This window comes from Flavobacterium bizetiae, from assembly GCF_902804475.1.
Lineage (GTDB): Bacteria > Bacteroidota > Bacteroidia > Flavobacteriales > Flavobacteriaceae > Flavobacterium > Flavobacterium bizetiae.
This window is the reverse complement of record NZ_CADCSU010000016.1, coordinates 1-14,230: the sequence shown is the minus strand read 5'-3', so window position 1 is coordinate 14,230 and position 14,230 is coordinate 1. Positions and strand designations below refer to the sequence as shown.

The following is a 14,230-nucleotide window of genomic DNA, read 5'->3' as shown; positions in this document are numbered from 1 at the left end:
CCGTTGGCGTGCCGTAGGTACGCAGGAGTACGTTTTGTTGCGTACCTACGGCACGCTGGTTGTTGTGGACATTTTTTGTTTTTTACCAACCATTTTTACCTAACGGTACAATATTATATGTTGCTATAAAAACCTGTGTTCCATCAAGTCGTTCGTTATTAAACCTTATGCTTATTAACCAATTTTAACCAAAATAAAAACTATGAAAAATTTATTACGCTTATTTTGTTCGTGTTTTATGTGTTTATATGGTATGAATATACAGGCACAAAGTGGTAAGGTTTTGAACCTCGATGGAATTTCAACTTTTATGACGGTCGCAGATCATCCCGATTTAGACTTCGGCGCAAGCCAAAACAAAACAATTACCTGTTGGATAAAAACAACGACTTCAACAGGAACTCCCAGAATATTTGCCAAGCGAAACGGAGCTTCAGGAAACGGTTACGAATTTTGGACAGGAAACGGAACCAATGCCGGAAAATTTGCCATGAACATGAGCGGAACCGGAACTCCAAACAATATTAGTACGGCAGGATATTCGGCCAATTCTATTGCTGACGGAACCTGGCATCATATCGCTTTGGTTATAGATGCGTCGAGCAATCGCACGTTGTACGGTTATATCGATGGCGTTTTGGCCAATACCGGAAAAACATTTACATCGGTCACTTCTGATTTTTCGAATGCTTTAAATTTTGTAATTGGAGCAACTTCTGATGCTTCAAACAGTTATAAATGGTCAGGACAAATTGATAATGTTCGGATTTGGAATAAAGCCATGACAGCCCTTGAATTACAAGCCGATATGACTGCCGTTGTAAATGCTCCAACAACTGATCTTCTGGCAGCTTGGAATTTCGAAAACATAAGCGGTACTTCAGTTCCTGATGTTTCGGGCAATAACCATCCCGGTACTTTGGTAGGATCGCCAACAACTTCGAATGCTTTCCCGATGATTTTATCTTTAGATGGAAATAACGATTATATGTCGGTTGCCAATCATGCTGATTTTAATATTGCAGCGGGTCAAAGTTTGACGATTACCTGCAAAATTAAAACCTCAGATTTTGGAAAACGCATTTTAAGCAAACGTCCGAATGGTGCAGGAATTGGATATGAATTTATCAATAATACTTCTGCCGGCGGTGGACAATTTGGTGTTAATTTAACCACAAGCGCCGGAGCTGCAGGGCCTCCATACGGAACCTCAAATATTGCAAATAACATTTGGCATCATTTAGCCATGGTTGTTGATGTTGCTTCAACGAGTTGCAAAATCTATGTCGATGGTGTTTTACAACAAACCAAAACGACAACCAATATTGGCGGAACCAATACGGTTTCAAATACCGGAGATTTATTATTTGGAACACTCAGCAATTTTGCTTCTTATATGAATGCACAATTAGACGATATTCGTTTTTGGAATAAAGCCATGACCGCTGCAGAAATCGTAACGGATAAAACGGCTATTGTAAGCGGCCCACAAACCAACTTAATTGCGGCTTGGGATTTCGAAAATATAAGCGGTACAACCGTTCCGGATATTTCAGGAAACAATCATCCGGGAACTTTAAATAACGGAGCGATGGTAATTGCGCAAACCAACGAAATGCAGATTAATTCGGTTTCATTGGTTCAAACCGAATTACCAACGGGAATTGGAGATACCAACCAACGCATTATTGCCGTAAAAGCTTCTGTTAGCGGCACAATAAATCCGCTTACGGTTAGTGCTTTAAAATTTACAATGTCAGGAACTACGAATGTTTCTGATGTTACGAATATCAAAATTTACTCCAGCGGAAGTGTTGCAATTTTTAATTTAGCTACGGCAACTTTGTTTGGAAATGTTGCTCCGTCAAGCGGAAATTTAGTTGTAAACGGATCAAAAGCATTAGTAAACGGAGATAATTATTTCTGGATTACGTATGATGTTTCGGCTACAGCCAATGAAGGAAATTTACTCGATGCAACTTGCGAATCTATTGTTACTAATGGCATTACTTATAATACAACATCCAATACGGTTTCTGGAAATCGCGTTATTTTATTGGCGAATACCTTATTGTTTACACCCGGAGATACAGGTTCTGCAAGTTATCGTATTCCGGCCATTATTACTGCTGCCGATGGTTCTTTGGTAACGGTAACGGATAAAAGATGGAACGGCGCCGGAGATTTGGCTGCAAAAATAGATCCTGTTGTTCGTCGCAGTACAGACAACGGAAAAACATGGTCTGCTCCTATCGTCATTGCCAATTTTGGTGCTTCAACCGGAGCGGGCGATGCAGCTTTGGTCTTGGATAAAACTACAGGTGAATTATTGTGTTTGGTTTCTGCTGAAAAAGGCTTTTTTGCTTCTACAAATTCGGCTCCAGCCAAAGTTTTAGTCATTCACAGTACAGACAATGGTGTAACATGGGGAACTCCGATTGACATTACAAGTCAGATTTATGGACCAAATCCGGGTTGGAAAGGTTTATTTGTAGCTTCGGGAAGAGCACATCAATTGCGTGACGGAAAAATTGTGGCAGCGATTGCTGTTCGTGAAAATGTTTCAGGAACAGAACGCATAAGCAATTATATGATTACAAGTGAGGATCACGGAATTACGTGGACGGCATCGACTGGAAGAGCAGAAATTGACGGAGACGAAGCGAAAGTTGTAGAATTAAACAACGGCAATATCATGATGAGTATTCGTAATCCGGGAACACGTCGTTTTAATATTTCGACAGATAAAGGAGCAACTTGGGGAACGGCTTACAATCAAGCAAGTATTACGGATCCCAATTGCGATGGAGATTTTATTCGCTATACTTCTACCCTTGATGGTTATGATAAAAACAGATTATTACATTCAATCCCATTTGCGGGAAGTAGAAAAAATGTGAGCGTGCAATTGAGCACAGACGAAGGAACGACCTGGGGAGCATCAAAAACTATTTTCGCAGGAGCTTCGGCTTATTCGAGTTTAACGATTTTGCCAGACGGAACAATTGGAATTTATTATGAAAACGGCGAAAGCTCCACCTATCAAATGTATTTTGTTCGTTTTAGTTTAAATTGGTTAACGAATGGTGCAGACACATTTGTTGTGGCTAATAATCCTTCATTAAGCAAAAAAACAGCAGAAAATAGTGTCGATACAGTTTCGAAATTTGATGTTTTAGTTGAACCTAATCCAACCAGCGATATGTTTAATATCACCTTTAATAATGCAAAAGGCGATATAACAGTCAAAATAGTGGATGTTTCAGGAACAGTAATTCAAAAAACAACGCTTAGTAATTTCGAAACAAGCAAAACTTTTTCGCTGGGCAATAAAACTAGTGGCATATATATTTTACAAATTAGTGATTCAGACACCACTCTTAGCCGTAAAATAATTAAAAAATAAAAAGAGAAAAAAAGCCATCGGCTATAGTAATTTTGTAGAATCGGATGTGTTCCGGTTCTACAAAATCAAAAACAAATTAAAAAATGAAACAAGCGATTATCAATACAACCGTGCATACAGGTGATGAAATTATTACCAACGGAGTCATTATTATCGAAAACGGAACTATTCTTTCTGTACAAAAAGAAATTCCACAAGATATAGAAACAATCGATTTAAAAGGAAATCATATTGCCGCAGGTTTTATTGATATTCAGATCAATGGCGGAGAAAGGCTTTATTTTAGTCAAACTCCTACCGAAGAAACCATTCAGGATATTTATGATGCCAGTTTAAAATACGGGACAACTCATGTGCTTCCGTGTTTGATTTCGTCTTCGCATGAAACGATTCTTCAGGGAATTGAAGCGGTTCGTAATTACATGAAAAAACATGATAATGGCGTAATCGGAATGCATTTGGAAGGTCCTTTTTTGAATCCGTTAAAACGTGGCGCGCATAGTATTGATCAGGTTCGTAAACCAACGAATGAAGAGCTTGAAGAAATTATTAGACTTGGAAAAGATGTAATTAAAGTGATCACGATTGCACCGGAATGTTTTACAGAAGAACAGTTGAATATGTTGCTGGAAAGTGACATTCAAATCTCAATTGGACATTCGACTGTAACGCACAAAGAAGCTCAGGTTTATTTTTCGAAAGGCATAAAACTAGTAACGCATTTATTTAATGCGATGACACAATTCGGACATCGCGAACCGGGTTTGGTTGGAGCCACTTTTGAAAACGAAAATGTCTATGCTCCTGTTATTTTAGACGGCGCACATTGTGATTATGCTGCTGCAAAAGTGGCGTATAAACTAAAGCAAGATAAATTCTTTTTGATTAGTGACGCTACCTTTTTAGGCCGAAAAGTAGCTAACTTTAAGTGGGATAACTTCGACGCACATCTTGACAATGGTTTTTATAGAAATGACGATGGAAATTTGGCAGGAGCCACAATTTCGATGTTAGAAGCGGTCCAAAATGCTTACAATCATTTAGAAGTTTCAGCAGATGAAGCGATCAAAATGGCGACTTCACGCGTGGCAAGTGCAATTGGTTTAGAAGATCAATTCGGAAAAATAAAAGCTGGTTTTCCGGCAAGTTTTGTTCAGTTTAATGAAGATTTATCTGAAATAGCAACTTTGAATTTTTCTACATCATCAATTTCTGTTTCATAAAATGATGAAAGAAAAAATGCTCCCGATTACTACTAAAATCAAAGAATTTAAAATCATTATTGCCGGAATATTGTTCGCTTTTTTATGGGCATCGGCTTCAACAGCAACCAAAATTGGGTTACATGCTGCGCAGCCTTTTGTGATTTCTATTTTCAGATTTATAATAGCCGGAAGCATTATGCTTATTCTTTCACATATTATAATGGCAAAACGATTTCCGCAAAAAAAAGAATGGATGCAAATCAGTATTTATGGTTTGTTCAACATCACTTTTTATTTGGGATTGTATGTCGTTGCCATGCAAAAAGTATCTGCCGGTTTGGGAAGTCTGGCTGTGGCCACTAATCCTGTTTTTATTGTTTTGATCTCGGCTGTTTGGTTATCGCATAAAATCAAATTCAAAAACATTCTTAGTCTCATTCTTTGTTTTATTGGCGTATTTCTAGCGGCTTATCCTTTATTACAAAGCAGTTTTGCGACCCCCGGCGGCATACTTATTTTAGTTACCAGCATGATTGCCTATTCTTTAGGAACGATTTATTACTCTAAACAAAACTGGAACGGATTACACATTTTAACCATAAATGGGTGGCAAACTATTATTGGCGCTGTGTTTCTGCTTCCGGTTTTATTTATAACCTATCAATCTGAAAAGAATGTTTTTAATAGTGATTTTTGGTTTTCGACCTCATGGCTGGCAATTGCAGTTTCTATTGGAGCCGTTCAGTTTTGGTTGTATTTACTCAAAATCAATCCTATCAAAGCTTCGTATTGGCTTTTTCTGTGTCCGATTTTCGGGTTTCTAATTGCCTATTTTATGGTAGATGAACCGCTTACTTTATATACGCTTTTTGGAGTTGTATTCGTCATCATCGGATTGTACACTACTCTTTCTTCTGATAAAAAATAAAAATAATTTAACCAAATAAAATTAATAAAAATGGAAACTGAATTAGAAACCAAACCTGATATCAGCTATAAAAGTGCGGGGAAATTTGAAGAAACTCGATTTGAGAAAATCCACAATGAAATCTTCAAAAATTCAGCTGAAGCTTCTATAATTGTGGCGCAGGAAATTGCGCAATTAATTAGATCTAAACAAGAAAAAGGAAAAGCTTGTGTATTAGGTTTAGCAACAGGTTCTTCTCCTATAAAAGTTTATGAAGAATTAGTGAGAATGCACAAAGAAGAAGGCTTGAGCTTTAGCAATGTAATCACTTTCAACTTGGATGAATATTATCCAATGAGCAAAGAGAACAATCAGAGCTACCATTATTTCATGCACCAGCATCTTTTTAATCACATCGACATCAACCCTGACAATGTTAATATTCCGGACGGAACCGTACATATTGATGAATTAAATCAATATTGTATTGACTACGAAATGAATATTAAAAACGCCGGAGGTCTTGATTTTCAGTTATTAGGAATTGGTCGTACAGGTCACGTAGGTTTCAACGAACCGGGATCACACGTTAATTCAGGAACCAGAATTATTACACTGGATCACATTACAAGAGTCGATGCTTCATCAGATTTTAATGGTATTGATAACGTTCCTAAAAGAGCGATCACGATGGGAGTTTCTACCATTTTGAGATCAAAGAGAATCGTACTTATGGCTTGGGGACAAAACAAAGCCGATATCATAAAGAGAACCATTCAGAGAGATATCAGTTCAGAAGTTCCGGCTACATTTTTACAAAATCATGCGAATGCAACTTTCGTATTAGACCAGTCTGCAGCATCTGAGTTAACCCGTTTCAAAACACCTTGGTTAGTAGGAGAATGCATCTGGACACAAGAATTAAAAAGCAAAGCGATTGTTTGGTTGTGCCAAAAAACAAAACAAGCGATATTAAAATTAACAGACAGAGATTACAACAACAACGGAATGTCTGATCTTTTGGCGCAAGAAGGTTCTGCTTATGATTTGAACATCAATATGTTCAACGTATTACAGCATACCATCACAGGATGGCCAGGTGGAAAACCCAATACAGACGATTCGCATCGTCCGGAAAGAGCCAATCCAGCAAAAAAACGAGTGATTCTTTTTAGTCCACATCCTGATGATGATGTGATTTCTATGGGAGGAACTTTTTCAAAATTGATAAAACAAGGTCATGATGTACACGTAGTATATCAAACCTCCGGAAATATAGCCGTTACAGACGACGAAGCCTTGAAATTTGCTGAGGTTGCCAAAGATTTTATTGGTGAAGCAGGCGCAGGCATCAACTTTAAATCTGTAATTGAATTTTTAAACCATAAATCAGAAAACGAAATCGATTCTCTTGAAGTTCGAAAATTAAAAGGATTAATAAGAAGAAGAGAATCTTATGCCGCTACAAGATACATTGGTTTAAAAGATGAAAACACACACTTTTTAGATCTTCCGTTTTACGAAACAGGACAGGTAAAAAAGAATCCTTTGGGACCTGAAGATATTGCAATTGTAAAAAATATCATTGCCAAAATAAAACCACATCAGGTTTTTGCAGCAGGAGATTTGGCAGATCCACACGGAACGCACGAAGTTTGTCTGAACGCCATTTTTGCCGCCTTAAAAGAATTAAAACCAGAGAAATACATGGATGATTGCTGGTTGTGGTTGTACAGAGGAGCGTGGCACGAATGGGACATTCATGAAATCGATATGGCCGTTCCGCTTTCTCCATCAGAAGTACTACTTAAACGTCATGCGATTTTATACCATCAGTCTCAAAAAGACAGAGTAATGTTCCAAGGAAACGATTCTCGAGAATTCTGGGTGAGAGCCGAAGACCGTAACAAAAATACCGCAATTCTATACGATGATTTAGGATTGGCAGAATACGAAGCAATCGAAGCTTTTAAGCGTTTTGATTATTAACCAAAACCTAAACATTTTTGATCAGATTCTAAAGTGTATGTTCTCATTCGAAATTATCTTCGTTTATGATAACAAATTAAGAATCAATACGTTTTTATAATAACAAAAATCTAAAAAAACCTACTCATACAACAAATTAAAATAGCAATTTTCTTTCAATATCATTGTTTTTAATAATGATATTGATAGTTTTGCGCTTTGAAAATTAAACCCCAAATTTAACCTACAAACCTATGAAAAAAACCATTTCTTATTTATTGCCCTTTGCCCTTTTCGCAAGCATACTGGTCGGTTGCAGCGATGACGACTCAAAAGGAGACAATTACAATGCGAATTATTTGCCAAGCATTGATGCTTCGAATTTACCTGTCGGGAATCAACCCATGACAATGTTTGAAGATGATGAAAATTCATCAAAAATGTATGATAATAAAGACCGTTGGTTTCGTGTAAATCAGCCGATGCAAATCCTTCAAAAAGGAAAAGATTCGGTACAAATTTCTCTTTATTCTCCGGTTGGACTGACAGATGTAAAAGTTTACGCAAAACTGGCCAACTACGACAAACGATTTTTAGTGTATCAATTCTCAAAAGTTCCGGCTTTTCACCGTTCTTTTCACCAACTTCCTTTAGTTGAAGGAAAACATGATTACCAGTTAGAAAACGGAAAAACAGTTACGATCGATAAAATCGACGGATTTTCTTCGGGAGCAATTCAATTTTCTGTAGAATCTTCAGATCCTTTATTTGCAAAATTCAAGAAAATTAAATCGGCTCGTTTGGTACAATTCAGCACGCAGTATCACCTTAATAATCCTGCTGATGATCCTAATAAATATTTACCAATGAATCCTGTCTTGGCAAAAGAGGCGATTACAATGATTATCAACTTCTCATACGCGATAAGTCATCCTTTGTATTACGACACTTTTATGAATTTCGACCGATACAAAAGAGAACAGGCTGCAGCAGCAGGAACTGAAGTAAATGGCGCATTGAACTGGCACGGAAATGCTGACGATGTAGACGGCGTTTACGATTATTTGACAAAAGCTCAAATCGAACAAGCGTATAATACTTATATTGATAGCCGTACACTGAATATGGCCATGGTTGGCGGAGGTTCTGCCTGGGGCGGTGGCGCATTAGCTTCGCAATGGGAATCTGGTTATGTAACCGGACACTGGGTTGGCGAAATGTCGGTTTGGTCTCACGAATATTCACATCATAGTGGTTACAGCCACAGTAGTAACTTAGCCAATAGCGGTCAGGGTGGTGGCCAGCAGGAAATGTTAACCGATTTTTATAAATACCTGATTTCTTTAAATGATCTTCCGTTTATCGATCCTGATATCTTAAAAGGATACACGAAGACAAAATATTTATCTGGAGCTTATAAAAAACCTGTCTTTAAGATTAATCCTAAAAACCCGTTTTTAGTAAAATATAAAGGAGAAGGAAAATGGAACTAACCTACAAAACTACCATGAACAAAATACCGTTTTTACTAGTATTACTTTGCCTTTTTACCAATTGCAGCAAAGATTCAAATGGCGATGATGCCACTACTTACAACTACTTTTACCCTACTGATGAAGCATCGATTACTGCGGCTCAAATTGGGAATGGTACAGGAACTTTAGATCCAAAAGGAATTGCGATTGCCAACGAAAAATTATATGTGGCAAATGGTAATGTACTGGAGGTTTTTAACGCTGTAACTTTGGCACACATTAAAACAATTACAGAATATAAAAAAGGAACGACTACAATTCCTTTAACCGAAATTACTTCAGTTGCTGTTGATAATGGCCGAATTTATATTGGAAGCCGTGAGTCAAGACTTTTTGTTATGGATGAAAATACCAACGCGGGAATCAGCACGGTTGGAAACGGTCAGTGGTGGAATACTTTCGTACACGTTTTTGGAGTTGTGGTAAAAGACGGATTGATTTTCGTAAAAGAAAAAGAAACGTCTATTAAGGTTTTTGAAACTTCTCAAATTACCGAAACCAGCAATTGGGATTTAAAACCAATCGCCAAACTAAATACATTAAACGGTTTTGATCAGGTGTATTCGCTTGATGTAGAAGCCGGAAACCTAGTTGTTGCCGGAAGAGATGCTAAAAGCTATTTGTATTACAACATTGCCTATATCAAGGCCAATGCAGCAGCTTCTCTTACTGAGCCTTTAAAACCTACAACTTCAACTTTTAATGCAAAACCTATTGCAGTTAGTTTTAGCAAAGACTGGGCGATTGCATCAGAAAACTCAGGAAGTGTAAATAATTTGGTATTGTATCCTAAAGCTGAATTTATGAATCGTACTTATAATGCAAGTGTAAATGTTTCTGATGTTTTAGGACAAAATGCTTTTGGGAGCATTGTTGGGGTAGCGCAACTTAACGATCGTTTGTTTTTGTCAGACAATACCAATAAAAAAATCAGAGTGCTGAAATTGAATAAATCAGTAATCGAAGAACAGAATTAAAAAATTCCAATTTTTTAAAATTCCAAATTCCAAAAAATCTCAAATTCCTTCATTGGAATTTGGGATTTTTTTATTTTGGAGTTTTACTTTTATAGATTGGAATTTGAAATTAAAATAAATCGTAACTTTTCATGCTTTTTTTAGACCAACAATAAAAAAATCCATGACAACAGATATCATCGAATTGAATGATTTTATTGTTTTAATCGAACAATCTAATACCGATAAAGCATTTGTTCAGCAATGCGAAATCGACGGCGATGCTGTGGGATTTGCCTTTTATGGTTCGGGTAATGTTGAACTGGAAATTAAGCACAATGAACAAACGAAGTACTTAATGAATACGACAGGTTTGGCGATTTGCTTTTTTGGAAATCAAAAAGTAGCGTTCTCGCATAAAATCGAGCCCGATAAACCTTTGCAATCGATCAGTATTTTTACAAAACCCAAACATCTTCATGCTTTGCCTCAGGCCGAAAAAGAGATTTTCGAAAACTATCTTCCGGAATTACTACATCCGAAAGAGCATTTTGTAAAAGGACCTTCTTTTTATATGACTCTGGATATGCAAGTGGCCGTTCAAAAAATCTTCAATACCACTTATACCGGCAATACGAGATTGTTGTTTTTAAGAAGTCAGGTCAATGAACTTCTCTCCCATTTTTATGCACTTTTAGCGACTGGTACCAAAATTGACTTTTCGGAAATAGACAAAAATAAATTGTATAAAGCCAAAGAAATTGTGACCAATAGTTATTCGAAACCACCTTCGATTACGCAGTTATCTCAAATGGTAGGCCTGAACAGTAACAAACTCAAAAAGAATTTCAAAGAGCTTTTTGGTATTCCGGTTTTTAAATTTGTTCAGGAAGAACGATTGCATAAAGCTTATGAGTTACTCCGCGAAAGCGAAAAAACAGTACAAGAATCGGCTTGGGAAGTTGGGTACGAAAGTTTAAGTTCGTTCTCGAATGCATTTCATAAAAAATTCGGAATGCGTCCTAATGATGTTCGGCAACAATTCCTTTCAGACAAATCATAATTCTTTTACGACAAATGATTCTTTTTTAGTCTCCACATCTTTGTATCAGTAATCATCTAAAAAAATACTGATATGAAAAATACAAAAATTTTAGTCCTGGGTTCCAACGGAAAAACAGGACGCAGAGTGGTTGAAAGATTAGAAAAAATCGAGAATATCGAAATTCGTTTAGGTTCGCGAAACGAGAAAATTCCTTTTGATTGGGAAAAGCCCGAAACATGGGAAAAAGTTCTTCAGGATATCGATGCGGCTTATATTACTTTTCAACCGGATTTGGCCATTCCATCGGCGGCAGATAGTATTCAAAATTTTACTCTTCTTGCGACAAAAGCAGGTGTTCAGAAAATAGTTTTATTGTCCGGAAGGGGCGAAAAAGAAGCACAAGTTTGCGAAGAAATCGTAAAAACAAATGCTAAAAACTGGATAATTGTTCGCGCAAGCTGGTTCAATCAAAACTTTAGCGAAAGCATATTCCTCGATCCTATTTTGGCCGGAATCGTTGCGTTGCCAAGAGCCGAAGCGCTCGAACCTTTTGTAGATGCTGATGATATTGCAGATGTGGTTACAGCTTCACTTTTAGACGAAAAACACAACGGACAAACTTATGAATTAACAGGTCCGAGATTATTAACGTTTGAACAAATCGTAAACGAAATCGCGAATGCTACTAACAGAAATATCACTTTTCAGCCTTTATCTCTAAGTGAATATGTTCAAATGTTGCGAGAATACCAGATTCCGGAAGATTTTATCTGGTTGGTAAATTATCTTTTCGAGCAGGTTTTAGATGGCAGAAATTCGAGTGTCACTTCTGATATCGAAAAAGTTTTGGGCAGGAAAGCTAAAGATTTTTCCGCTTACGCGAAAGAAACAGCGGAGACCGGAATCTGGGATATTTGAGATGTTGTGCTTTTTAAGAAACACTTTGTCGATTGTACGCGGATGATACGGATTCGCTAAAGCGAAAACGCGGATTTGTACGGATTTTTTTATCCACACTTTTTGTCATCCTGAGCGAAGTCGAAGGATCACACTCGTAACTCGACAAAGATTGGCGAATTTCTTTGCGGAATTTCTTGTGTGATTTCTCGTTCCTCGAAATGACAAACTTTACGCTAAAAACTTTGTCAAAGTTCGAAACTTTGACAAAGTTCTCCAACAACACTCTCCCCTTTTTGTCATTTCGACGGAGGAGAAATCACACTCGTAACTCTACAAAGATTGGCGACTTTTTTTGCAGAATTTCTTGTATAATTTTGCTCTAAAAAACGCTCAAAATTTTTATTTTATTAGAAGAAAAAACCAGCATAAAAACCTGCAATTCACTTTTAAATTTCTAATTTTAGAGAATAGATTTTCAAAACATTTTAGAAACCTTATGCTCAAAAAATATAGCGCGTTGATTGTGTTTATTGCAATCGAAATTGGTATTGCATTAATCAGTTTAAATAGTCATATTCAGGATAATTCGATTTTATTATCGGTCTTCACGGCTTTATTTTTGATTGTAACACCGGCATTATATTATATCACAAATAAAAAACAAATCGAATTTACGTTTTGGTTTGTTTTTTATTCTGTTTTTAAGATTACTCCTTATGTATTCGAAATGGAAAACAACTTTTTTCAAGTCGTTTTTCAATGGAAGATTTATTTCAATATTGCATTCCTGATTTTCTTAGTTTGGAAAGCTTTTCAATTTATTCGAAATTTTAGAAAAGCGGTAAAACAAAAAGACAATGTCGAACAGGACGATTATGCTATTATTTCAGGTTCTTTAAAAAAATCAATTAAGTTTAAAAAACTGGCAAAAATGATCGCTTTTGAAGTTTGTTCTTTCTACTATTGTTTCATAAAATGGACTGGAAACAAAAACAATAAAAGTGGTTTTTCCGGCTATCGCGAAAATGGTGTTAGTGCCATTTATATCGGTTTAATGTTGGCTTCGGTTTTTGAAGCTATTGCGTTGCACGCGTACTTAATTTCACGCAATAAAACGATTGCCATTATTATCCTGATACTTCACGTTTATTTGCTAATAAATCTGATTGGGCATTTGAAAGCGATTTATTTCAGGACTCATCTTGTTTTATCTCAAAAAATCATCATTCGCTACGGACTTTTTGATACTTTAGAAATTCCTTTTGATTCTATTAAAACCATTCAAAAATTTGAAGGGGATTATGATAAAAGCAATGATCTGATAAAATTTGCTCTATTAGGAAAATTAGAGCCTCATAACATTTCGATTGAATTAAAAGAAAGCATTTCTGTCAATTTACCTTTTGGAATCAAAAAAGAACCGAAAAGAATATTGCTTTATATTGATGATGTTGCTGATTTTCTTAAAACTGTTGCTGACAAAATACAAGAATCACGAGACTTTGATTCTGTGTCTTTAGAACTAGATGGTACTAAACCTGTTTTTGTTGTTTAGGGACGGGAAATCTCCATATGTTTAGGATGGATTAATCCCGAAGCTTCGGGACATCCCTACAATATATTTCGTTCCTCTGGAACTCCATCAAATAAGGTAACCCCATTTTTGTCATTTCGACGGAGGAGAAATCTTCGTGAGAAGCTCGACAAAGATTGGCTTATTGGAACGGAGTTACTTGCGGAGATTTCTCATTCTTCGAAATGACAAACTTTGCGCTAAAAACTTTGTCAAAGTTCGAAACTTTGACAAAGTTCTCACATAAGACCCACTCATTTTTGTCATTTCGAAGAATGAGAAATCACACTCGTAAATCGACAAAGATTGGCGACTTCCTTTGCGGAATTTCTTGTGTGATTTCTCGTCCCTAGAAATGACAAACTTTGCGCTGAAAACTTTGTCAAAGTTCGAAACTTTGACAAAGTTAGACCCACAAACTACACGAAAATATTCTTATAAAAATGATTGTCCTAGCCCCGATAGCAGTGGAAATCCTTTTATTTTTTTCCTTTAAAAAAATAAAAGATTGGAACGAATAGCGGGATTAGCTCCTAAAAAAAAAGAAATCGAATGACAAACTTTACGATAAAAACTTTGACAAAGTGCTACACATAAGAATTGTAAAATAATCTAAAAAAAAAAGACCGCCTTTTCAGATAAGAGTGGTCGGAAGAAATTCCGGCCACTTTATGTTTTAAATACTTTTGAAGGATCTCCGCCTGCGAAGACTATCATTATTGCAGTAATAAGTTC

Annotated in this window: 9 protein-coding genes; all 9 read left to right on the top strand. The window is 36.5% G+C overall.

Annotation, left to right across the window (positions count from 1 at the left end; translation table 11 throughout):
• Positions 1 to 202: 202 nt before the first annotated feature.
• The 9 genes from FLACOL7796_RS00270 (at position 203) to FLACOL7796_RS00230 (ending at position 13,477) form a co-directional block, all read left to right on the top strand.
• A complete protein-coding gene (locus FLACOL7796_RS00270) occupies positions 203 to 3,406 on the top strand; it encodes a LamG-like jellyroll fold domain-containing protein (RefSeq protein ID WP_173968642.1) in 3,204 nt (1,067 codons plus the stop codon).
• 83 nt (positions 3,407 to 3,489) lie between these two features.
• Entirely contained in the window at positions 3,490 to 4,629 is a 1,140-nt protein-coding gene (nagA, locus tag FLACOL7796_RS00265) for an N-acetylglucosamine-6-phosphate deacetylase (RefSeq protein WP_173968640.1), read from the top strand.
• Between the two features lies 1 nt (position 4,630).
• Positions 4,631 to 5,539, top strand: coding sequence for a DMT family transporter (locus FLACOL7796_RS00260; RefSeq protein WP_197913305.1), 909 nt, complete (start codon positions 4,631 to 4,633; stop codon positions 5,537 to 5,539).
• A gap of 30 nt (positions 5,540 to 5,569) precedes the next feature.
• Complete coding sequence (nagB, locus tag FLACOL7796_RS00255; protein WP_173968637.1) at positions 5,570 to 7,507, top strand: glucosamine-6-phosphate deaminase; 1,938 nt, start codon at positions 5,570 to 5,572, stop codon at positions 7,505 to 7,507.
• A gap of 233 nt (positions 7,508 to 7,740) precedes the next feature.
• The gene (locus FLACOL7796_RS00250; protein WP_173968636.1) at positions 7,741 to 8,979 is read left to right on the top strand and encodes a hypothetical protein; all 1,239 of its coding nucleotides are present in this window, start codon (positions 7,741 to 7,743) and stop codon (positions 8,977 to 8,979) included.
• Positions 8,970 to 9,998, top strand: a complete 1,029-nt coding sequence (locus tag FLACOL7796_RS00245) for a hypothetical protein (RefSeq protein ID WP_173968634.1) — start codon at positions 8,970 to 8,972, stop codon at positions 9,996 to 9,998. Before FLACOL7796_RS00250 ends, FLACOL7796_RS00245 begins: the two co-directional genes overlap by 10 nt.
• Positions 9,999 to 10,161: 163 nt before the next feature.
• Positions 10,162 to 11,040, top strand: coding sequence for a helix-turn-helix domain-containing protein (locus FLACOL7796_RS00240; RefSeq protein WP_173968632.1), 879 nt, complete (start codon positions 10,162 to 10,164; stop codon positions 11,038 to 11,040).
• Between the two features lie 72 nt (positions 11,041 to 11,112).
• On the top strand, positions 11,113 to 11,940 hold the full coding sequence (locus tag FLACOL7796_RS00235) for a Rossmann-fold NAD(P)-binding domain-containing protein (protein WP_173968631.1): 828 nt from the start codon (positions 11,113 to 11,115) through the stop codon (positions 11,938 to 11,940).
• A 478-nt stretch (positions 11,941 to 12,418) separates the two neighbouring features.
• Positions 12,419 to 13,477, top strand: a complete 1,059-nt coding sequence (locus FLACOL7796_RS00230; RefSeq protein WP_173968629.1) for a hypothetical protein — start codon at positions 12,419 to 12,421, stop codon at positions 13,475 to 13,477.
• Positions 13,478 to 14,230 lie beyond the last annotated feature (753 nt).